The organism is Herpetosiphon llansteffanensis, assembly GCF_003205875.1.
Lineage (GTDB): Bacteria > Chloroflexota > Chloroflexia > Chloroflexales > Herpetosiphonaceae > Herpetosiphon > Herpetosiphon llansteffanensis.
Map to the genome: position 1 here is coordinate 1 of NZ_PUBZ01000091.1, position 23,154 is coordinate 23,154.

The following is a 23,154-nucleotide window of genomic DNA, read 5'->3' on the forward strand; positions in this document are numbered from 1 at the left end:
GTATAAGAGACGGGGCTAGGGGCCGGATTTGCTTGCTTTGATTCATGCTAAGTTTGACTCCAAAATTGATCCACGAAGCGCACGAAGGGCCAGAAACCGCGAAGATCGCGAAGGACACGAAGGTTAAGTTTTTTGCCACAGATTACCCATATCCCCAAACCTTATGTTCTATGTTCTATGCTCTATGTTCTATGTTCTTGCATTCATCCTTCATAATTCATCCCTCCGTTGGCCTCCTCGCGAGCGTTTGAGCACATACAAAAAGAATGGCCCGCCGAGCATCGCCGTCAAAATGCCAACTGGCAACTCCAATGGCGCGGCGATGGTGCGAGCAGTTGTATCGGCCAGCACCAGCAGCATCGCCCCAATTAAGCCGCTGGCCGGAATCAAGCGTGCGTGGTTGGCTCCAAACAGCAAGCGGGCAATGTGCGGCGCAATCAAGCCAATAAAACCGATAATCCCGCCATTGGCGACGGTTGCGGCTGTGGTGATGCTGGCGGCGGCAATTACGGCGCTGCGAGTGCGCCACAGCGATAAACCTAAACTTTGCGCCACTTCATCGCCACAACTCAGCGCATCAATCCGGCGTGCTAGCAGCCAGAGCCAAGCAATCCCAAGTAGCACAAATGGCAAACTGCTGCGCAAATTATCCCAGCTGCGGCCTGATAAACCGCCAAGCAACCAGGCAAATACCTCATACAACGGCTGTTCATTCATTAATAACAATAATGACACGGTTGCTGAAAGCATTGTGCTAAGTGCCGCTCCCGCCAACAGCAAGGCCGTGCGTGGGGCTTGGCCGCCAACTTCAGCAATGCTATAAACGACGGCAACCGCCAGCAATGCGCCAATAAAGGCACACAGCGCAATCGCATTAAAGCCTAACCATTGCCACTGAATTTGCAGCACAATCGCCAAGGTTGCGCCCAAGGCCGCGCCGCCAGATGCGCCAATCGAAAATGGATCGGCGAGGGGATTTTGAAACAAGCCTTGGAATGCCGCCCCAGCACTGGCCAAACCAGCGCCGATTAGCGCTGCTAGGAGCATGCGCGCCAGCCGAAAATCCCAAACAATTGTCACGGCGGTGCTGTTAGTGCTGGCATGATTGGGCTGAACAATCGCTTGCAGCACATCGCTGGGGCTGAATTGCACTGCGCCGATGCCAAGGCTCACTACCATCGTCAATCCTAAGAGGCCAAGCATGCCACCAAATGCCAGCAGATCGCGCCAATAGGGCTTCGAGAATAAACGTGCCAAAACCAACCCTTCAAAACTTGAGCAAGCAGAGCCAGCGCTGACTCTGCTTGCAAAACATCAATTAAACTTGTTTGGGGTTTATTTGAACAATTCAGGATACAAGGCTTGGCTGATTGCTTCCAAGGCATCGGCCAAGCGTGGGCCTGGGCGCGAAAGAATATCGCCGTTCAACACCAAGACCTTGCCATCCTTGACAGCTTTGATTTCGCTCCAGCCTGGGCGTTGCGCAATAATCTCGGCGCTGAATTTCTCGCTGCGTGTATCTGGCCCGATGATCACCGCTGGTTGGCGATTGAGCACTTCTTCGGCACTAATTTCGGGATACTCTTCGCTCAATTCAGCGAAAATATTGACCCCGCCTGCAAGCTCAATCAGCTGGCCAATGAAGGTTTGCGGGCCAGCGGTCATCAATGGCTCATCATACACTTCGTAGAACACGCTTAATTTATCGGCTGTGGCGATTGTGCTGGTTTTAGCAGTTACGGCATCAATGCGCGTTTGCATATCGGCCACAACTTGGGCCGCTTCGCTTGGATGATTGGTGGCTTGGCCAATCAAATTAATGTTTTCATAGACCGCTGCGAAGTTTTCAGCTTTAATTGCAATCACCGGAATATTGGCTTGCGCCAGCGCATCGATCACGGTTTGTTGGCTTTCATCGCCCGAAAACACTACATCGGGCTTGAGCGCCACAATCGTTTCGAGGCTAATTGACTTGGCCGAAAAACCGCCAATTTGATCGATGCTCTTAGCAGCTTCGGGATAATTGCAATACTTTGTTACGCCAACCAAGGCATCGCCTGCGCCAACTGCAAACAGCATTTCGGTGTTCGATGGCGCTAACGAGACGATGCGGCTGGGTGCTGCTTGCAAGGTCACTTCGCGGCCAAGGCTATCCTTGATCGTCAAGGGATAGCTGACGCTGCTGGTGCTGCTGACCACAGCGGTTGGGCTAATTGTTGCGGTCGGAGCCAATTCGGCGGTTGCGCTTACTGCTGTGGTGGCGGTTGGTGCTACGGCGGCACTATCAGTTGTTGCGGTTGCTGGCACGGTGGTCGCTGGAATTTGGGTAATGCTACTTTCGGCAGTCCCACAGGCTACAAGGCTGCTCAACAACAAGAAAACGCTCAAAAATCGGCTAAATCGAACCTTGTTCATCGGAATTGAACCCCATTTTATAAAGGATGAAGTATGAGGGATGAAGGATGAAATTGTTAAATCGGCTCCTTCGTGTCCTTCGCGATCTTAGCGGTTAAAACGTTACTCACTAATTCTTAGTTTCAGCTCCCCATGCAGCTATTGCTAAACCTGCCACAATCACCACAATCACGCGGCGGGCTAGCTGGCGAGCGGCTTGGATTAGGGCTGGGTCGGGCTGGGTTGGGCCGTCGCCAAGCGTATAATGCTCGATTTTGATCAGCTGGGTATCCAACGCGCCAGCCATAGCCGCCATTGGCCAGCCAGCATTTGGCGAAGCAGTATTGCCGTGATCGCGCCAAGCTACCTGCCATGTTGGTTGGCGTTGGCCATGGGCAACCAGCCAAAGCAACATGGCAGTCAAGCGGGCTGGAATCAAATTGAGTGCATCATCGCAACGGGCGGCAACTTTGCCGAGATATTCAAAACGCTGATTGCGATAGCCCCACATCGCATCAAAAGTATTGCTCATACGATAGGCCGCCAAGCCAGGCAAGCCTGCTGCCAAATACCAAAACAAGGGCGCAATCACGCTATCCGAAAGATTTTCGGCCAATGATTCGATGGCGGCGGCGACAACTTCATTTGAGCTTAGCTCCGCCGTATCGCGACTGACCAAATGCCAGCTTAACAAGCGCCGTGCTTCGGCCAAATCGTCGGTGGCAAGTGCGCTTTGCACTTCGCCAACCGCCCGATCAAGCGCTCGATAGGCCAACAAACTTTGGGCTACCAAGGCTTGCGCCAACGAATGTTTGGGAATTCTGGTGGCCAAACCTGCGCTCAAGCCCAAGCCTGCGCTCAGCCAAATCGCGCCCCAAGCCAAACGCGCCGCTTGGTTGTTTGGCGCGAATCGCTCGCCCTGCTTGATCCACTTGCCCATCCAGACCACCGGATGCACAGAGTTGGGCAATTCTGGCAGCAGCGTATCGCAGGCCAAGGCCAATAACGCACTCAATGCTCGCTTAGCCATTGTTAGCTCGCTGAGCAACAATAAACAGGCCGTTGCTACCATCGCCATACGGTCGATTTTGGTCTAAGCGATGCCAAGCGCTGACCAAATGTAAGCCTGCATTGCTGAGCAAGCGCTGCAATTCGGGCAAGTAATAATGGCGGCGGGTCAATTCGTAGCTCGTGCGCTGGCCTGCTTTCAGCACCGTCAAGCGATCGGTGCAGGTCATGGCATTGCGATCAGGAAGCACTTCGTATAATTCCAAGCCTTGTTCAGTTTCGGCCCAGCGTTGGCTGGCTTCGGGCAGCACAAACGGCCAATCGTTGATCCCAAAAATCAGCCAGCCGTTTGGTTGCAGCAGATTGGCTAAATGCTGCAAACTTTGGGCATCGGCGGCCTCGCTGGGGTAGCCGCAACAACTGCGATCGTACAACGAGAAAATTGCATCGAACGGTTGCGCAGCAATTTCGATAAAATCTTGTTGGCGAAATTGGCAATTTTGGCCGCGTTGCTGGGCAAAGGCTTGGGCTGCGTGCAGCAATTCTGGCGCAATATCGATGCTCAAAACGTGATCAAAGCCGCGTTCAGCCAACGCCACGCTATGCCGACCCCAACCACAGCCAATTTCCAAAATGCTGGCGTTTGAGCCAATGCCAATCTGCGCCAGCACAAAATCGAGATCGTGCTGGGCGGCAGTGTAATCGGCGTGTTGGCGTTCGGCGCTGAGCGTGGCAACTTGGCGCGGCGCAAAATAGCGATACCAATCGTTGTTGTTCATAGCTGGCCTCGCTGTTGTAAATTGCTCAAGCCCAACGATTGGGCGGCTTTAAGCAGATCGATGTCGTGTTGCTCTGGGTCGTGCCATAAATCGCGATCAATTGCTTCGAGCAAGCGTTCGGCAATTGCTTGCCAAGCCCACGGGTTGCTGTCGGCAAAAAATTGCTGCATCTCCTCGTCGCGCAAATAGTGCTCAGCAATCGAGTGATACATCCAATCATCGACAACTTGGGCGGTGGCATCGTAGCCAAACAGGTAATCGACGGTGGCGGCTAGCTCCAACGCGCCTTTGTAGCCGTGGCGACGCATACTTTCGATCCATTTGGGATTGACCACGCGACTGCGAAACACCCGCCGCGCTTCTTCGCGCAGGTCGCGGGTTTGAGGGCGCTGCGGGTTGCTCGAATCGCCAAAGTAGCGGCGTGGGTTGCGGCCAGTCAAGGCGCGAATCGTGGCGATCATGCCGCCGTGATATTGCATGTAGTCGTCGCTATCAAAAATATCGTGTTCGCGGTTGTCTTGGTTTTTAGTGGCAATTTGCACTTCGCTCAAGGCTGTGCCAAATGCATTGGCGGCCTCAACGCCATATTCATCGCTAGTGTAGGCATAGCCGCCCCACGCAATGTAGGCTTGGGCAAAATCAGCGTCATCTTGCCAATTTTGGCTATCGATCAAGGGCAAAATGCCTGCGCCATAGCTGCCTGGCTTGCAGCCCCAAACCCGATAACGCGCTTGTTGCTGGGCAATTTCGGGCGCTAAGCCGTTTTTGATCAGCTGCTCGGTGGCGGCAAACGTCTGCTGGCGAGCAAAATTCTGATCAAGCGGTTCATCAAGCGCGATTACTGTTTGGGCTGCTTGATCAAGCAAACTGACCAAATGCGGGAAGGCATCGCGGAAGAAGCCGCTAATTCGACACACCACATTAATTCGTGGGCGGCCAAGTTCGGCGATGGGAATAACTTCAACGCCCGTGATGCGGCGATTTTCAGCTTGCCACACTGGCCGCACGCCCAATAAGGCCAGCACTTGGGCAATATCATCGCCATAGGTGCGCATCGCGCTGGTGCCCCAAATGCTGATGCCAACGCTGCGCGGGTAGCTGCCTTCCTCGCGTTGATAGCGCCGAATCAAATCATCGGCCAAGTGCTGGCCAACTTGCCAAGCCGCCGCACTGGGCAACGAGCGTGGATCGACCGCATAGAAATTGCGGCCCGTTGGGAGCACATGCGCCATGCCACGGGTTGGTGCGCCGCTAGGCCCCGCTGGAATGTAGCCGCCATTCAAGGCGTGTAAGAGGCTGGCAATTTCGGCGCGCGCACTTTCATGCAAATTAGGAATCAACTGGCTACAGATAAATTCCAATGGCGCGACGACCGTTTGATCCCACGCCGCTGCGCTAGGCAACAAGCTGGCGTTTAAAACTGCTGGAATTGCCGCAATTTGCCAGTTTTGTTGCTCAAGTTGATGCAAAATTGTTTTGCAATGCTGTTCGAGCCACGCCGCTACATCGCCATTGCTATACAAGGTTTGTTCGGCTAATTGCAAAGGTTGGGTTAAGCGTTCGCCCAAATTAACTTGTAAAGTATTCCAATCCAAGCCATAGAGCGTGCCAACCGCCACGGGCAAACTTGGCACATCAAGGTTGGGCAGTTTGGTCAGGTGAAACAGCAATTCTGGCAGTTGGTCGCCCTCGGCCAAGGTTCCCAAAATATGCAAGCCATCGCGAATTTGCGCTCCGGTCAGTTCGCACAAATAGCCTTCAATATCTTCGAGCAAGTGGGCGACTTGGCGGCCTTCCATCTCGGCAAAGGCCGTGGGTGTGCCATCCTCAAGGAATGAGCCATCCCACTCGTGGGTGTGGTCGCCGTGGTTGGCCTTGAGAATAAATTGCAAATCGTCGCTGAGATTGCTCGTTTGCAGCAAGTTCCAAATTTGGCGCTGCAACAAGGGCAATTTATTCGGGTCTAGTTGCTCAACTTGATAATATTCATTGACCAATTGCGCCAATTCGGCCAACTGGCCATAGGCTCCAGCGCTGGTCATCGGCGGAGTCATATGGTCGATAATCACGGCATGGCTGCGGCGTTTGGCCTGATTACCCTCGCCTGGATCGTTGATGATAAATGGATAAATCACTGGCAAATCAGCGATTAAGGCATCGGGGAAGCACTCGCGGCTGAGGCCAACGCTCTTGCCAGGGAGCCATTCGAGCGTGCCGTGTTTGCCCATATGCACCAAGGCATCGGCCTGCCAGCCATCGCGCAGCCAGCGATAGAGCGCATAATAGCTGTGCGGCGGCGGCAAATCGGGCATGTGGTAAATTGCGTTGGGGTCCATGCCATAGCCACGTGGTGGCTGCAAGGCCACAAAAACGTTGCCAAACTCCAAGCCCGCCAAGGCTAATCCATGCTCGCTCAAATAGGCCGTGCCTGGCGCTTCGCCCCATTGTTTGATCATGCTGGCTTGCAAATTGGCGGGCAATTCGCTAAACCATTGTTGATATTGCGCAACTGGCACATGCACCGCTTGAGCTAATTGCTGCTCGGTCAGCCAAGTTTCATCATACGAACAACGATCGATCAAATCGAGCAATAATTGATCGCTGCTCGCTGGCAATTTGCCGACCTGATAGCCCTCTGCTTGCATGGCGTGCAGCAAGGTCAATAATGAAGCTGGCGCATCTAAGCCGACCGCGTTGCCAACTCGCGAGGCTTTGGCGCTGCTATTGGTAAACACAAAAGCAATACGTTTTTCGGCGTTTGGTTTGTGGCGCAAAGTGACTAAGCGCCGCGTAATGCCAACTACCCGCTCAACCCGCTCAAGATCTGGCACGTAGCGCACGCCGCCAGAATTGGGGTCTTGCTCCTTGAACGAGATTGGCACGGTGATAATCCGTCCATCAAATTCGGGAATCGCCACATTAATTGCTGTATCCAACGAGCTTAATCCACGGCCTGCTCGTTGCCATTGCTCACGCGAGCGGCCACTGGCAATCGCTTGGATAATCGGTACGTTCATCTGTTGCAGCATGTCGATTTCCCAGCCTGCGAGGGTTGGGCCTTCAGTATTGACATTGCCCAAGGCAAACGACAAACTGCAAATCAAGGCATCAATCGGCCCATCAGCTTGCAAACATTCCAAGGCAGCGGGCAAATTGTTGCTGCCGCCTTCCTTGAGCGAGTGGCTATAGACCGCCCGTGGTTGCATGCCCTTTGCTTCGATTGCCCGACAAATTGCATCAACAAAATCGGTGTTGCCGCTGAGCATATGCGCTCGATAGAACAGCACGCCCACGGTTGGCTTGGCTGGTTGCTCGCTCGTTTGGCATTGAGCACCAGTGCACCCTTCGCAGCGATTTAATGCTGGCGTGTAGATGCCATGGCGTGGTAATTCGCGCGGTGCGTCATAGCCCCAACCTGTGAGCAACAAGTGGTCGCTCAAACATGCCAAGGCATTGACCACATTTTCCAAGCCGCCCTGCATAAAATAGGTGCTAATCAAGTGCGCCAGCGGCACGCCAACATTCGAAAGCGCCATCAATTCAGGGTCAAGCGCCTCGAAGCCAGGCAAATACAGCACAAAGCCATTGGTTTGCTGCGTCCATTGTTGCAAGCGCTCGATGCCATGCTCAAAGCCACGGCTCCCAGAAATGAGGCGCACCACCACAATTTCGGCCTGCGGCAACAAGCGATCAAGCAAACCATCAAGTGCCGTTTGATCTTCGGCCTCGCCCACGTTGGCGGTTTGTAGGATGGTAAAATCGCTTGGCAATTGGCGACGAGCCTGCTCAATCAGCAAAATATCGGTATCAGCTTGGGTCAAAAAGAGAATCCCATTGCCAAGGCTGGGCTGGCTAGCTGGCAAGGTTGGCGCTTGGCTGGTTGCTGCTGGTGCGTGACCATCCCATTTGAAGCCATTGAAGACATGCGACTTGAGATTGGCTGGCGCAGGCAGTACCTGATCGGCCTGAATCATGGTTTCGATGTAGTCGTAGAGCGCTACCACCAACTCTGGCTGATTGAGCGAATGAAACCAAATCGGCTGGCCATCGAACATCAACATGGCGACGTTGGCCAGCGGGCATGGCCCCAAACAGCCGCCCATATTCAGATGCACAAGGTTGCGCAGCTTGCGACTTTCCCATTCGTGCTGATGAATTTCCGGCCAGACGGGGGCAAAACCACGTTCGGTAATGCCACAGCAGCAGCCATGAGCGCAGATAAACAACATACCGCGTTTATAGCCAGCGTTGACCATGCGCCCATCGATGCGCTCGACCATATTGCGTTGCAAACGTTCAGTCATTAGAAATCAATCCCTATTTGAGCGCGAATGCCTTGAAGCCGAAACGGATGTTTGATCTCGCGCATCTCGGTCACGAGGTCGGCGTGCTCAATTAGGGCAGCTGGTGCATCGCGGCCTGTGATAATTACATGCAGCAATTCGGGCTTGTTGGCCGCTAACCAAGCCACAACCTCGTTGACATCGAGCCAGCCAAACGCCAGCACATAGGTAAATTCATCGAGAATCACGATTTGATACTGATTCGAGCTAATCGCAGTTTTGGCTAGTTCCCAGCCATGCAAGGCTTTGGCTTTGGTCGCATCAAGGTCTTTCGATGTCCACGTAAAGCCATCGCCAGTGCCGCCAAACTCAATCTCCATCTTGGCAGCGGCCCGCGATTCGCCAAATTTGGCATTTTCATGTTTGAGAAACTGAATCATGCGCACCTTCAGATCGCGACCCCACGCGCGGGTCATCACGCCCAAAGCTGCCGAAGTTTTGCCCTTGCCATTGCCTGTATTGACAATCACTAAGCCTTTTTTGCCCTTACGCAATTTGCGCACTTGCTCGCGATAGCGCTGTTTTTCCTCGGTCGAATGCAGTTGCGTGCCAGCAACGACAATTGGTTCCAATTGCTCAACTGCATCATCGTGCTGCAATTCAATTGGATTAAACGCTTGATCGCCGCGCACTGCCGGAGCGTATTCTGGCTCTTGCCCAGCCGGATAGAGCCGATGAAAAATCGCTGCTTCAACTGGCTCGCCATTGATCAGATGCTCTTGAACGATGCGTTCAACTAATTCCGCATCAAGCTGCTGATACCAAATGCCTTCTGGATAGACCACCGCAATTGGGCCGCGCTGGCACACGCCTAAGCAGCTGACGGTCGAGCATTTGACCCGTTCAGGATTGCGTAATTTGCGCCGATCGCCGAGTTGTTCGAGGGCGTGTTGAGCTAAGGCCGCGCCGTCAGCGTCGCCGTTGCATTGATCACCAGTGCAAATAAATAAATGGCGGCCATAGGCACGCATCGTCAGTGGGGCATCGCTCATGCTGGCTCCGTTGGGCGACACACCAGCATGCAAACAGCCAAGAAAAAACCTCTTCGGCTCATGCCAAAGAGGAAAAGAGGCACTAAACCCAGCAGGGCCTAGCAACTCCTTCCCTGATCCGCGAGGGAAATGTTGGAGTGTCGATGAGTTTGTGGCGGGTTATCGGGCTTGAAGCAAAGCTTCCTACCGTTGCGGGACAGCGCCAGACTTGGACTGGCTTCCCCCATTGCGCGTTTGTGTCATCCGGGACAGCAACGCACCACAAACAAGTTGTAAATTGCAGCCACGATTATACGGGCAACCCTGAGTTAAAGTCAAAAGTCAGAAGAAAGGATGAAGGATGAATTATGAGGGATGAAAGGTCAAGTCAAAAGGCAGAAGTCAAAATGCAAAATGCAAAAAATATTTAACGCAGCGACGCAGAGAAAAGAAAGGATGAAGGATGAAGGATGAAGGATGAAAGGCCAAGTCAGAAGGCAAAATGCAAAAAGTTGAAAAATATTTAACTGAGAGAACTTTGGCTATTGGCTGTTGGCTTTGGGTTGGCAAGAATATAATCATAAAAATCTGTGGAATCTGTGGCTAAAACATATTTTTCGTGCAATTCGTGCAATTCGTGGCGAAAATTTAACGCAGCGGCGCAGAGAGAAGCAAGGATGAAGGATGAAGTATGAGGGATGAAAGGTCAAGTCAAAATGCAAAATGCAAAAAATATTTAACGCAGCGGCGCAGAGAAGAAATGATGAAGGACACGAAGTTGCATTGGTTGAATGTCTGAATTGCGTTCAAATCTGATAGGACTCAAAACCCAACATTCGTGCTCTTCGTGTCCTTCGTGATTAAAGTAATTCCCTCATCCCTATGTTCTAGGTTCTATGCTCTATGTTCTTAATCGACCAAAAAGCGTTCGATGACTTGATTGCCAACCATGCGCCCGCGTGGCGTAAAGCGAATTGCATTTGCGGTTTGTTCGAGCATGCCTTGCTCAACTAATGTATTAATTATTGGTTGATACTGCTCAAGCAAATCGTGGCCAGTGCGTTGCTGAAAATGGGCAAACCCTAAGCCACAATTCAGCCGCAAGCCCATCATAATCGTTTCAAAATTACGGTCGTTTGGCTCGCATGCCTGCGCATCAACCAATGGTGCTTGGCCGCGTTCAACCTGTTGGGCGAATGGCTCCAAAACCCGTTGATCAACCCAGCGCCAGCCGCGCCAATGGCTATGTGCGCCAGCACCAACACCCAAGTAATCGGCATTGAGCCAATAGGCAACGTTGTGACGCGAGGCATAGGCTGGCAAGCGTTCGCTTGGATTGAACTGGGGGCTTTTGGTTTTGGCCCAATTGGAAATCTCATAATGGCCATAGCCTGCTGCACCCAAAATATCCATCGCCGCCTCATACATCTCGCCAGTAGCATCATCGTTGGGGATGCTCACGCGGCCTGCGGTCACTTGAGCTGCCAGCGGTGTGCTTGGCTCAACAATCAGCGAATAGAGGGCAAAATGTTCGGTATCCCAGCTGACAATTTCCTTAAGCATCGCGCGCCATTGGGCAATATCTTGGCCAGGCAAGCCAAACATAAAATCAAGATTAATATTATCAAAGCCGACTTTACGCGCTGCCTGATACGAAGCAAAGGCCTCGCTGGCCGTATGAATGCGCCCCAACACGCGCAAAGTTGGGTCGTGCAGGGTTTGTACGCCCATGCTCAAACGATTAATGCCCATCGAACGCATCGCCCGCAAATACTCATGGTCAAGCACCGTACCTGGGTTGGCTTCGCTGGTCACTTCTGCTTGCTCAAGCGGAATAATTCGCCCGATGGTTTGCATCAGTTGTTCAAGCAAGTGCAAGGGCAGTGCGGTTGGAGTGCCGCCGCCCAAAAAGACGGTAGCTGGTAAATCGGCTTGCTGCAACGGCCCCGTAAGATCGTTCAGTTGATAGCTGGCCCATGGAATTGGGTGGGTTGCTGTTTTCGGCCATGTTTGGTCAACGCTGGTTGCGCCGCTCGCCATGCGTTCGAGGTGCAAGCACAGCGCATCAACATAGCGCTGCATAAAATCTTCGCGATTGGCAAAGGTGTTGAAATCGCAATAGGCACAGCGGGTTTGGCAAAATGGTATATGAATGTAGAGATGTTTTAAATCGTGTGTTGTCATGGCAGTATTGTAGTGCGATTTGAGCCTTTGCGCCATGAAGCAGCAGGTTGATCCACGAAGCGCACGAAGATAAGGCTCTAGGATTTGGGCTATCGGAACAATCGTTGGTATTTCAAACCAATCTCCGCTAGCCAATAGCCATCAGCCTATAGCCCTATTTTGCCTTCATCCCTCATCCTTCAGCCTTCAGCCTTTCGCTATGCTCTATGTTCTTTGCTCTATGTTCTACTGAGTTCTATTTACTGCTACAATGGGGCCGATGCGCAATCTAGCGATGGTGCGCGAGGTTTATGGTGCTGCGCTTAATTAAACGTAGCTTAGTTGCCCGCTTAGTGGCAATGTTTTGTTTGGTAGCCACCCTAGCTGTAAGTCTCTTAGGCTTGACGGCCTATTGGCTTGGCCGCCGCGTGATCGAGCAATCGGTGATTGAACGGCTGAGCATTGCAACTTCGCTCAAAGAGCAAGAAATCGAGCGCTGGGTCGACGATCAGCGCAAAGAGGTACAGTTGTTGGCGGGCTTGCCCTTGGTGCGTAGCAACGCAAGCATGCTTGCCAACGCCAAACTGGTCAGCCCCGAAGCCAATAGCGCCTACGATACGCTTGCGACCTACTTGCGCTCAGTGGTGAAAAATCAAACCAAATTCGATGAAATCTTTGTGCTCAATCAAGTTGGGCGAGTCATTTTCTCAACCGATCCGCTGCACGAAGGTACTATTATTACTGATCGCGAATATACCAATGTTGCCCAATTTGGCTTATATATCGAAAATATCTACCCCAACGATGCAGATATTCCCACGCTGACGATTGCAAGCCCGCTCTTTGACCGCGATAACAATGTCTATGCAATTCTCGCTGCGAACGTTAATTTATCGCGGCTTGATGATATTTTAGTTCAACGGGTTGGTTTAGGTCGTAGCAGCGAAACCTATTTGGTCGATAGCAAGCAACGCTTTGTTTCAAGCAAACGTTTTGGCCGGCCTGGCATGCCAATTGTCGTGGATTCATATGGCATTCAGCAAGCGCTGGCGCGCCAAAATGGCGTTGCCAAATATCAAAACTACGCTGGCGAAGCGGTGGTTGGGGTTTACCATTGGCTTGAAGGCCGCGATCTGATTTTGTTGAGCGAAGTTAACCAAGCTGAGGCTTTTGCTCCTGCCCGCGAATTGAGTATTGTAATTTTTACCATTGGCTTGGTTTTAGAGGGCTTGGCACTGTTGGCGGTGTTTGCATTGATGCGGCAAGTCGTTGTGCCTGTGGCCCAACTAACCGAGGCTGCGGTTCAAGTTGCCGAAGGTAATTTACAACAAGCAGATTTGCCAGCGCGTGATGATGAATTGGGCTTGTTGATTCGCAGTTTTACCCGTATGACCAAGCAATTGCGTGCCAACCGCGAGCAACTCGAAGACCAAGTTGCCTTGCGTACCAACGAATTGCGCCTAGCCTATCAACAATTGGTGCAACTCACCGATCAACTCCAAGAGAAGAACGATTATTTGCAGCAAGGCCTCAAGCTTGCCCACGATATTCAAATTGGCTTACTCTCGCAGCGCCCGCCGTGGAACCCCGATATTTTGCGCGCCAATGCCTATTCATTGCCATCAGCAGAAGTTGGCGGCGATTTCTATAGCTTTATCGATCTTGGCAATGGTCGGGTTGGCATGGCAATTGGCGATATTTCGGGCAAGGGTGTTGGCGCAGCCCTGATGATGGCGCTGGTTTCGAGCACCTTGGAAGAACGCGCCCGCGAAGGTAGCCAACCAGCGGTTTTGCTGCAAACCCTCAATACTTTGTTGATCGAACGGCTCAAAGCCAATCGCATGAATGCTGCGGTGATGTATGCGGTTTATGATCAAGCCAATGCAAGCCTGCAAATTGCCAATGCTGGTATGGTTATGCCCTACTTACTGCGTGCTGGTACGCTTGAGGAAATTGAGGTTGTTGGCTTGCCAATTGGCTCACGCCACGATGTTCGCTATCAAGAAGCAAACATTCAGCTGAAGCCTGATGATCATGTGGTTTTTGTCAGTGATGGCGTGGTCGAAGCGCGTAACCCTGCCAACCAAATGCTCGGCTTCGAGTTGTTCGCAACAATTCTGGCTGGCTATCGACATTGGCCAGCAATCGAGCCATATCACGAGCATTTATTCAAACAAATTAGCAATTTTATGGCTGAGCGCACGCCAGTCGATGATATTACAATTGTCTGGATTCAAAAGTAGAGGTTAGGGATCGAAACCGCGAAGATCACGAAGAGCACGAAGCATGTTTTTTAGCCACAGATTGGCACAGATTCCACGGATTATGTTCCCATAGCCCCATAATGTTCTATGCTCTCTGTTCTATGTTCTTGACTTCATCCCTCATCCTTAACGCTCTCCGCGCCTCTGCGTTAAATTTCCGATCCACGAATTGCACGAAGAGCACGAAGCATGTTTTTTAGCCACAGATTCCACAGATTCGCTTGATTATATTCCAATAGCCAAGAGACTATAGCCTAGAGCCTGATCCCCAATCCCCAACCCCTGATCCCCAAATGCTATGCTCTATGTTCTATGCTCTATGTTCTTCTTTTTTGACTTAGCCTTTCATCCCTCATACTTCATCCTTCATCCTTCTAAAATAAGCCTTAGGCCACATGCACGATTGGCGTTTTTTGGGTAAACTGCACATATGTTTTATTGTAGGAGGAAGCCCATGCTGAAAACGCAAGCCTATGCTGCATTTAACAACGCTGCGCCGTTTGCCCCCTTCGAATTTGAGCGCCGCGATTTAACTCCCACTGATGTGCACATTGAAATTTTATATTGTGGCATTTGCCATTCCGATTTGCATCAAGCGCGCAGCGAATGGGATGGCACGGTCTACCCAATTGTGCCTGGCCACGAAATTGTTGGCCGCGTGCTGGCCGTTGGCTCAGAGGTACGCAAATTCCACGTTGGCGATACGGTTGGCGTAGGCTGTATGGTCGATTCATGTGGCCAATGTGCCGATTGCCACGATCAGCAAGAGCAATTTTGCCCCAAAACCACTTATACCTACAATAGCCCCGATTTACACACCGGCGGCGTGACCTACGGCGGCTATTCAAGCCAAATTGTGGTTACTGAGAATTTTGTGCTGCGCATCGCCGAGCATTTGGATTTGGCCCGCGTTGCCCCATTGCTCTGTGCTGGCATCACCACCTACTCGCCATTGCGCCATTGGAACGTGCAGCCCGGCCAGAAAGTTGGTGTAGTTGGCTTGGGCGGCCTTGGTCATATTGGGGTCAAAATTGCCAAAGCCATGGGTGCTGAAGTTGTGCTCTTCACCACTTCGGCGCATAAAGCAGCCGATGCCGAGCGCTTGGGTGCTTCCGTCGTTATCTCCAAAGATCCAGCTGCGATGCGCAGCCAACGCAATAGCTTCGATTTTATCCTCAATACGGTTTCAGCTTCACATAATCTTGATGATTATTTAAACCTTTTGAAACGCGATGGGACGCTTTGCCTCGTGGGCGTGCCCGAAAATCCCCACCCAACTCCAAGCTATCCTAACCTGATTTTTCGCCGTCGTCAGTTATCTGGCTCGTTGATCGGTGGCATCGCCGAAACCCAAGAGATGCTTGATTTTTGTGCCGAACACAATATTTTGGCCGATATTGAGCTGATTGGCGTGCAACAGATCGACCAAGCCTACGACCGCATGCTCAAAAGTGATGTGAAATATCGCTTTGTGATCGACCTTGCTAGCTTGAAAGCCGAATAAGCAGTTGCTTGTTGCCAACAGTTGCACCTAAACTGCGGCTGTTGGCGCTTGGATTAAGGATGATTCATGACACCCACCATCTCGCTTGATCAAGCTCGGGCAATTGCGATTGCGGCCCAAGGCTTAGATCGCCGCCCAAGCGTTGTTGATCAAGCAACCTTGTACGAAACCATCAAGCGCATGCAAATTGTGCAAATCGATACGATCAATGTTGTGGCGCGTGCGCCCTACTTTGTGCTCTGGAGTCGTTTGGGCAATTATGATCCAGACTGGTTTGATCAATTGCAGTTTCCGGCGGGCCAATTATTTGAATATTGGGCGCATGCAGCCTCATTCTTGCCAATCGAATTATTTCCGTTGCTACGACCGGCGATGTTGCGCTATATCCATGAGTGGCATCGTTCGCGGCGTTGGCTCGAAGAACATAAAGAAGTTGCCGATTTCGTCTTGGCGACAATTCGCGAGCGTGGCCCGTTGCGCTCGGCCCATTTTGAAGCGCCAGACGATCATGCTGGCGGCGGCTGGTGGAATTGGAAGCCTGCCAAATCGGCGCTCGATATTCTCTGGGGCATGGGCGAGTTAATGATTATCCGCCGCGAAAAATTCCAGCGCGTTTATGAGCTAACCGAGCGGGTTATGCCCAATTGGAATGATCGCGACACCCCGAGCTTTGAGGATGCATCCGAGCAACTGAGCGAGCGCGGCTTGCGTTCAATGGGTATTGCGACCGAGCGCCATCTGCCCGATTATTTTCGCCAACGCCGACCAGGCATCAAAGAACTCTTGCAAACATGGGCCGCAGAAGGCAAAGCGATTGAGGTCAAGGTCGAAGGTTGGAGCGCGCCAGCCTATATCCATCATGAGCAACGCCATTTGCTGGAGCAAACGCCCACCCCAAGCCTCACCACCATGCTTTCGCCGTTTGATAACCTCATTTGGGATCGCCAGCGCACCATGGATTTTTGGCAATTTGATTATAAACTCGAATGCTATACGCCAGCACCCAAGCGGCGTTATGGCTACTTCACCTTGCCAATTCTCTGGAAGGATCGGGTGATTGGGCGGATTGATGCCAAGGCTGAACGCAGCGCAGGGATTTTTCGCGTTCATGCCTTGCATTTGGAGCCAAACATCATACCAAGCGAAGCCTTGTACGATGATTTGGCCGTGATGCTGCGCGATTGTGCCAACTGGCATCGCACGCCAACCATCAGCATTACCATGAGCGATCCGCCGCAGGTTGCCGCCGAAGTGCAAGCGCGCGTGGCCTAAGCTATGCAACCCATTCAACTGAGGCCAATTTTGGTCGAGCAACAAGCCCAATTAGCAGCGTTGCTTGCCGATTATTTGGCCGAGCTTGAGCCTGCATCAGGCCCAGAGTATCCCTATTTGGCGAGCTATTGGGCAGATCCTGAGCGCGTGCCGTTGTGGATTGAGCAAGCAGAGCAGCGAATTGGCTTTGTGCTATTGAATCGCTATGCCCTCTTGCCCCAAACAACCTTTGCGATTGCTGAATTGTACGTTGAGCCAAATGCTCGTCGCCAAGGTGCTGCACGCCAAACCGCGTGGCTCTTGTTCGATCGCTTTCCGGCGACCTGGGAGATTCGCTGTTTGGCCAGCAATGCTGCGGGCTTGGCCTTTTGGCAAACCACGCTTGATCAGTATCTTGGCCATGTGTGCCTCGCTTTGGATGGTACGACCTATGGCTGGGATGGTACGATCTGGAGTTTTGTAAGCCGCTAAAAAGCGTCGTTGCTGGTATACTGATAGGTCATTCCAATTTGGAATGGCCTATTTTGTGCTGAATACTGCATCATCCAAATGCTGGATGCACTCAGTAGAATCAATGATGATTATTTGCAGGCATAAAGGATATCGTACCCACTATGAAGATTGCTTTTGAAATTCGCCCGGCGCAGGCTGATGAAGAATGGGCTGTTGCTCACTTATTTGAAGCCTTACACCACTATAACACATTGCTTGATCCCTACTTTGGTTTAGCTGAAGATTGGCGCGAGCTGTTACATGATTTTTTAGTTAAACAAGTTCTCGATACAAGTGGCATAACGATGCTGGCATGGCATGGTAGCGTGCCAATTGGCCTGTTGATCGTGACTGGTCAACAAGATTCAGCTTTATTTAAACGCCGACGTTGGGCCGAGTTGCTTGCATTGTATGTTGAGCAAGATTATCGCAGCCAAGGCGTGGCGCAAAGTTTGCTTAAGCTAGCGCAAGCATGGGCAAGCAAGCAAGGTTATCAACGCATCCAGTTGTATGTAACTGCGAGCAATCATCGCGCCAAACGCTTCTATCAAGCGCAAGGCTGGCAGTGTGTGCAAGAAATTTGGCGCTTAGGCCTCGATCAATCCCAACAACACGATGATTTTGCCGATCAGTTGATCATGTGTTCGAATAGTGAGCTGGAATAAGCGCAATTGACCAAAAATTAATCTTGATCAATCTGGATATATAGCTATACTACTAAGGGGTGAGAAAGTACTACTCGTTGCTCACCCTAATCTAGGATCAAAGGGCTTGAAATCTTGGTCAAAGCTTGCTACACTGCGTCGTTACAATCGCCAAAACATCTGTCCTATACCACATGGGTGATTCTACCCAAAGGAGGTTCGGCATGGCCGTTGATTCGAGTGCCTTTATTGTAGTACCAGTGGAAGCGACCGTCCCGGTTTTATGGCGAGCAATGCGCAGTATTCGCACCAGCCTCAATATTACCAGGATCTATTGGCATCCAGATGAACATGTTCGTGATGGCTGTCATTTTCGGTTAGAAGTGCCTGTTGCCCAACTTCACGATCCCGCTACCGCCCGTGGGCGCATTCAGTCGATTTTGGTTGACCATGGAGCAGCCTTATTGTAATGAAGCATAGAACACGATGGGCGATTGGACAGCGTATCACCGTTGATACGCTGTTGTTTTTTTAGCGTGGCTCGTTTAAGCTAAATTATGAATATACCAGATAATTCTTTCAAAGAATTATCTGGTATATTAAAAACGTAATTGAAATTTAACAAATGCAAAGAAAGGCAACTTTTTATACTACTATGGAGTGGGTGAAGGTATAGCTGGTAATGTTGGTAATGGAGTCGATGTAACTCCATTCGGAAAAGAAGAAGCATCAACACCAAAATACAATACTAATGCTAATCCTAATAGCATAACCCCGACTATTACATAAAAAGTTCTTATTCTTCCAAGAGATCTAAATTCCCACCATGACTCTCTCTCTCTGCTATACTTACTAATTGTTGTGGTTAGTACTATGCTTGGTATTTTATCCTTCAAAAGCTTCTCAATATATTCGCCATGTTGTACTGCACCTAAAAGAAGCTTATGATATGAACGATCAAGAACATAGAAGCCAGTCCAAGCTGCCAATCCTGCGACTACAAACCAAGCAGCAAGTGCAGTTTCTCCGAATATTGGTATATAGATCATTACATGATCTTTCAATGCCGTCCCGGTGGCGGCAATGACTGCCGTAATTACGGTTACGGCAAAATTTCGAATTCGAACTTCTAAATCATTAAAATGTTGTTGGACATCTATTGTTTTTTTCCATGCTTCAATGGTTAGTTTCAGGATTTCTGAATCTGACTCTTGACTTTTATTGTCTAGTTCGCTCATATTAGTCCTTAAAATTATTATCAAATTCAATAAAGTTGAATAGAGTTAGGATTTCTGAAAAGGACTTGTTTAATATATACGAGGGTGGATAGAGAAGTCCTTTTTTTTGAATTTCCTTTTCTCGCTCAACGTCTTCATCTGTCCAATGACTAACATTTCTTAGTAACTCATATTCCTCCTTATGTTGAGAGACTCCATATTTCGCATAAACATCTATAATTGCACATTCCTGAGCCATAGCTATATCCTTCATCAAACTATCTCCAATATAAATTGTATTATTAATATTAGCTCCGATATTACTAATAATATCCATTAATATTTTTGGATTTGGTTTATGTTCTCCATCCGGGATAAAAAAATGTTTAGTTTTCTTTAATTCATAATAGATTTCTGAGAAAAGTCTAGATTCTATTTTCTTTTCTTCATCAATTAAATGATCTTTTGGGGAATATACAAAGTCAATAATTCCATCTAAATTCAGGCTCCTGAGTCTATAATTAGTATAAAAAGCTTTAGATTCTGTGTATGCAACAATAAGCGTTCCTTTACTCTTTAATTCTCTTAATGTTTTATATACTGTAGGATATAAATTTAAACTTTTCTTTCTGGCATTTCTATATGCATTTATAGCTGAAATATATGTTTCTAAGACCCCTATATGACTGTGTTTGTTCCTGAGTGATGGTATTTCCTCTATCAAAAAACTATATTCGGAAGAACCATATTTTTGATGTATCTGGCGTATATCTTTCAATAATTGGTTACGATCAACATTGCTTATTTTAATAATTTCATCCAACATGGCATTGAACGATTCATACCACATATGAACCCAGTCATAAAGAGTATTATCGAGGTCAGTGATAAGAACAGAAATACTTTTCATAAGATCCTCCATAAATTATCTATTGCAGCATAGTATAACTTTACTCAGTGTCAACTACAGCCACAAATTTTCCAAGGGCAATTTATGGATTGATATCAAATCGAAAAATTTCTGTATCAAAATAAAATATATTTAACTTAATCATACTAATACATAGCGATCGATATAGATACTTTAGTAAATATGGTTTATGGAGATATAGATATCTTTCTTTAAATACCTTTGGTACACAGTAGAATAGGTAGATTACTAATGATTAATTTATGCATACAATAACAGGGTTTACTTATTTTATCCTATCATATAGAAGTAGTCTTTGTCTAGATTACATGCTAATATTTGTAGGGCTAAAATTGCCTAAATTACTCTCTTAATATCGTTAGATCTTCTATTTTAAGAGGCGAGACTAGTAATATTCGCAAATATCAATATCATGTCATTTTAAATGTATTTGCTCAAAAATTTTTTTGATGAGGTATTGTTCATGCCAGCATTTCAGCATTGCCATTGGTGTGGGGCTGCGTTCGATGCGTTGCAAGGCTTTCCGCGCAAATGTAGCGTTTGTGGCAATTCAACCTATCGCAACCCGATTCCAGTTAGCGTTATTTTAGTGCCTGTTGATGGCGGCTTGTTGACTGTGCGCCGTGCAATCGAGCCCCGCAAAGGCCAATTAGCCTTACCTGGTGGCTTTGTCAATTTTGATGAGAGTTGGCAGGCAGCAGGCGTGCGCGAGGTATTCGAGGAAACCAATATTCAGCTTGAGGTGCAAAGCATTCGTGATTGGTGGACGCGTAGCACACCCGATGGCATGATTTTGATTTTTGGCTTGGCCGAGCCAATCAGTCGTGCCGCGATTCCAACTGATTTTGATCGTAGTGAAACCGAAGAATTAGTGGTGATCAATCGCCCACAGGTGTTGGCGTTTCCGTTGCACAACGAAGCTATGCAGGCCTATTTTGAGCGCTTGCAAGCTGAATTTGGTAGCATAGTGGCTGCTTCTAAGAATGACAGAAGCAGCCAGTTCTCGTGATCAATTGAGCGTTGAATTGCCAAATTATTAGCGTTGCATTGTCAGTTGATATGGCCCCAAAAGATAGCTAGGAATTTCAATTGGTTGGCTCGTGGCGGCTGTGTGAATGCCGCTAGCCCCATGATCAATGATCTGATACAACGTGATGTTGGCCGCTGTGTGTTGAAGGCGAAGCGTGAATGTCTGAGCTGCTTGGTGCGCCTCAATCGTTTGTGCTTGGGCTTGCTCTACTCCGGCCAATGATTGCGCAGTTAAAAGCGCAACAACCAACAGCATCGTAAAGCAAATGCTTAAACTGCTAACAACCAATGCCCGCATACATGCGTGTCCTTAAAAAAGTTAACGATTATGCTGCAATGTAGTAGATTTTGTTGCATTTGCCTATAGCGCAACAGTCCTACTTTGCTATAGTTTCACTGCGAATCAGGCGCTTGTTCATCATCATCTTGGGCGCGAATTGCTGCTGTATATTCAGGGTGCTGCACAAAGTGGCCATCCTGCAGAATCTCGCTATCCCATGGGTTCATAATCAATTGATCCGAGAGTAGGCCAACATAATCTGGGCGAGGGCTAGCCCACGTATGCGCATACAACGCAACAGTTTTGACATCAGCAGCACCCATATCGCGCACAACCAAGCCTGCAACCAGCAACGTTTGGCCCGAATCAGCCATCTCATCGACAATCAGCACCCGCCGATTGCGCACTTTTGCTGGTGGCTTGACCAACCACGATGGATCGCGGCGCACAACTTGATCTTCAAAGCGCCGAGTTAAGCGAATTGGGTAGAGTTCGCGGCGCAACGCGTAGGAAAGCAAGGTTGCTGGAAATAAGCCACCGCGAGCAATCCCCAAGACCAATTCTGGTCCCCAGGGGGCAATTTGCATGGCCAGTTGGCGGGTTATTTCTTCGAAACGCTGCCAACTAATCGGGTCTACTCCGCGACGGGTACGATAATCATACGATGCCATAAATGGTGCTCCATTGAAAAACGAGCGCATAGCGTGGCTATGCACTCGCTCGATTTGGCTGGCTCGACGTGGTTTAGGCGATGGTAACGTCTTCGCACAAGTACACATCTTGGATGGCTTGCAACAACGCTGCGCCTTCGGCGATTGGGCGTTGGAAGGCTTTGCGGCCTGAGATCAAGCCAGCCCCACCACCACGCTTGTTAATGACGGCGGTGCGCACTGCTTCGGCGGTGTCGCTTTCGCCACTCGATGCACCACCTGAGTTGATCAAGCTGGCGCGGCCCATGAAGCAGTTGGCAACTTGATAGCGAACCAAATCGATTGGGTGATCGCTGGTCAAATCGCTATAGATGCGTTTGTCGGTTTTGCCATATGGGTTGTCTTTTGAGGTAACTGCGTTGTAGCCGCCGTTATTTTCAGGCAATTTTTGCTTGATAATGTCGGCTTCGAGCGTCACGCCCAAGTGATTGGCTTGGCCCGTCAAGTCTGCTGAAACGTGGAAGTCGGTGGTGTCGTTTTTGAAGGCGTTGTTGCGCAAGTAGCACCACAAAATTGTGGCCATGCCCAACTCGTGAGCCATCTTGAAGGCTTGCGCAACTTCGACGATTTGGCGGCCCGATTCTGCTGAGCCAAAGTAGATCGTTGCGCCAACTGCAACTGCACCCATTTCGTGAGCTTCTTTGATCGTGCCAAACAAGATTTGGTCGAACTTGTTGGGATATGACAAAAACTCGTTGTGGTTGATTTTGACCACGAACGGAATCTTGTGGGCATATTTACGGGCAACTGCGCCCAACACACCAAAGGTTGAGGCAACGGCGTTACAGCCACCTTCGATGCCAAGTTTTACAATATTTTCAGGGTCGAAATACGCAGGATTAGGAGCAAATGAAGCACCAGCTGAGTGTTCGATGCCTTGGTCGACTGGCAAAATTGAAAGATAGCCAGTGTTGGCCAAGCGGCCTGTGCCATAGAGGCTTTGCAAGCTGCGCAATACCGGAATACTGCGATCTGAGGCCGTCCAGACCCGATCAACAAAGTCTGGCCCTGGTTGATGGATCAAATCTTTGCTAATCGTTTTCGATTGATGTTCTAAGAGTGACGATGCTTCATCGCCTAATAATTCTGTAATACGGTCAATCATTGAGAATGCTCCTTATGGCTGACAACGCGCCCATTATAGCATGCCGCG

19 protein-coding genes and 1 riboswitch are annotated in these 23,154 nt (G+C 49.7%); of the genes, 7 read left to right on the plus strand and 12 right to left on the minus strand.

The genetic code is table 11. The features are described from left to right. Positions 1-210: 210 nt before the first annotated feature. From C5S61_RS11175 to hemW, 7 genes are all read right to left on the minus strand, one after another. Positions 211-1,257, minus strand: a complete 1,047-nt coding sequence (locus tag C5S61_RS11175) for a FecCD family ABC transporter permease (RefSeq protein WP_110515141.1) — start codon at positions 1,255-1,257, stop codon at positions 211-213. 78 nt (positions 1,258-1,335) lie between these two features. Continuing rightward, positions 1,336-2,415 (minus strand): ABC transporter substrate-binding protein, encoded by a 1,080-nt coding sequence (locus tag C5S61_RS11180; protein WP_110515142.1) that lies wholly within the window; start codon positions 2,413-2,415, stop codon positions 1,336-1,338. Between the two features lie 109 nt (positions 2,416-2,524). Further along, positions 2,525-3,424, minus strand: coding sequence for an adenosylcobinamide-phosphate synthase CbiB (gene cbiB, locus C5S61_RS11185; RefSeq protein WP_110515143.1), 900 nt, complete (start codon positions 3,422-3,424; stop codon positions 2,525-2,527). Beyond that, entirely contained in the window at positions 3,417-4,181 is a 765-nt protein-coding gene (locus C5S61_RS11190) for a class I SAM-dependent methyltransferase (protein WP_110515144.1), read from the minus strand. The genes cbiB and C5S61_RS11190 overlap by 8 nt, the downstream gene beginning before the upstream one ends. Further along, the gene (locus tag C5S61_RS11195) at positions 4,178-8,485 is read right to left on the minus strand and encodes a cobaltochelatase subunit CobN (protein WP_110515145.1); all 4,308 of its coding nucleotides are present in this window, start codon (positions 8,483-8,485) and stop codon (positions 4,178-4,180) included. The genes C5S61_RS11190 and C5S61_RS11195 overlap by 4 nt, the downstream gene beginning before the upstream one ends. Next, a complete protein-coding gene (gene cobO, locus C5S61_RS11200) occupies positions 8,485-9,516 on the minus strand; it encodes a cob(I)yrinic acid a,c-diamide adenosyltransferase (RefSeq protein ID WP_240614496.1) in 1,032 nt (343 codons plus the stop codon). The genes C5S61_RS11195 and cobO overlap by 1 nt, the downstream gene beginning before the upstream one ends. 136 nt (positions 9,517-9,652) lie before the next feature. After that, a riboswitch (cobalamin riboswitch) is annotated at positions 9,653-9,795 on the minus strand. Positions 9,796-10,404: 609 nt separating this feature from the next. Next, on the minus strand, positions 10,405-11,679 hold the full coding sequence (hemW, locus tag C5S61_RS11205) for a radical SAM family heme chaperone HemW (RefSeq protein WP_110515198.1): 1,275 nt from the start codon (positions 11,677-11,679) through the stop codon (positions 10,405-10,407). 290 nt (positions 11,680-11,969) lie between these two features. Here hemW and C5S61_RS11210 point away from each other — a divergent pair, with 290 nt between their 5' ends. From C5S61_RS11210 to C5S61_RS11235, 6 genes are all read left to right on the plus strand, one after another. Then, positions 11,970-13,901 (plus strand): SpoIIE family protein phosphatase, encoded by a 1,932-nt coding sequence (locus C5S61_RS11210; RefSeq protein ID WP_110515146.1) that lies wholly within the window; start codon positions 11,970-11,972, stop codon positions 13,899-13,901. Between the two features lie 475 nt (positions 13,902-14,376). Further along, positions 14,377-15,426, plus strand: a complete 1,050-nt coding sequence (locus tag C5S61_RS11215; RefSeq protein ID WP_110515147.1) for an NAD(P)-dependent alcohol dehydrogenase — start codon at positions 14,377-14,379, stop codon at positions 15,424-15,426. A gap of 66 nt (positions 15,427-15,492) precedes the next feature. Beyond that, the gene (locus C5S61_RS11220; RefSeq protein ID WP_110515148.1) at positions 15,493-16,698 is read left to right on the plus strand and encodes a winged helix-turn-helix domain-containing protein; all 1,206 of its coding nucleotides are present in this window, start codon (positions 15,493-15,495) and stop codon (positions 16,696-16,698) included. Positions 16,699-16,701: 3 nt separating this feature from the next. After that, the gene (locus C5S61_RS11225) at positions 16,702-17,169 is read left to right on the plus strand and encodes a GNAT family N-acetyltransferase (protein WP_110515149.1); all 468 of its coding nucleotides are present in this window, start codon (positions 16,702-16,704) and stop codon (positions 17,167-17,169) included. 143 nt (positions 17,170-17,312) lie between these two features. Further along, the gene (locus C5S61_RS11230; protein WP_110515150.1) at positions 17,313-17,855 is read left to right on the plus strand and encodes a GNAT family N-acetyltransferase; all 543 of its coding nucleotides are present in this window, start codon (positions 17,313-17,315) and stop codon (positions 17,853-17,855) included. 203 nt (positions 17,856-18,058) lie between these two features. Further along, complete coding sequence (locus tag C5S61_RS11235) at positions 18,059-18,304, plus strand: hypothetical protein (RefSeq protein WP_054533563.1); 246 nt, start codon at positions 18,059-18,061, stop codon at positions 18,302-18,304. 183 nt (positions 18,305-18,487) lie between these two features. Here the strand turns inward: C5S61_RS11235 and C5S61_RS11240 are convergent, their stop codons facing one another. Next, positions 18,488-19,072, minus strand: coding sequence for a response regulator (locus C5S61_RS11240; RefSeq protein ID WP_110515151.1), 585 nt, complete (start codon positions 19,070-19,072; stop codon positions 18,488-18,490). Position 19,073: 1 nt separating this feature from the next. Further along, positions 19,074-19,961, minus strand: a complete 888-nt coding sequence (locus tag C5S61_RS11245) for an HAD family hydrolase (RefSeq protein ID WP_110515152.1) — start codon at positions 19,959-19,961, stop codon at positions 19,074-19,076. 484 nt (positions 19,962-20,445) lie between these two features. Here C5S61_RS11245 and C5S61_RS11250 point away from each other — a divergent pair, with 484 nt between their 5' ends. Then, complete coding sequence (locus tag C5S61_RS11250) at positions 20,446-20,991, plus strand: NUDIX domain-containing protein (protein ID WP_164689377.1); 546 nt, start codon at positions 20,446-20,448, stop codon at positions 20,989-20,991. A gap of 27 nt (positions 20,992-21,018) precedes the next feature. On the opposite strand, the gene C5S61_RS11255 is transcribed toward C5S61_RS11250, so the two are convergent. The 3 genes from C5S61_RS11255 to C5S61_RS11265 form a co-directional block, all read right to left on the minus strand. After that, positions 21,019-21,309, minus strand: a complete 291-nt coding sequence (locus tag C5S61_RS11255; RefSeq protein WP_110515154.1) for a hypothetical protein — start codon at positions 21,307-21,309, stop codon at positions 21,019-21,021. Positions 21,310-21,404: 95 nt separating this feature from the next. Continuing rightward, the gene (locus tag C5S61_RS11260) at positions 21,405-21,962 is read right to left on the minus strand and encodes a phosphoribosyltransferase (protein WP_164689379.1); all 558 of its coding nucleotides are present in this window, start codon (positions 21,960-21,962) and stop codon (positions 21,405-21,407) included. Between the two features lie 73 nt (positions 21,963-22,035). After that, complete coding sequence (locus C5S61_RS11265) at positions 22,036-23,106, minus strand: class I fructose-bisphosphate aldolase (RefSeq protein ID WP_110515156.1); 1,071 nt, start codon at positions 23,104-23,106, stop codon at positions 22,036-22,038. Between the last annotated feature and the right edge of the window lie 48 nt (positions 23,107-23,154).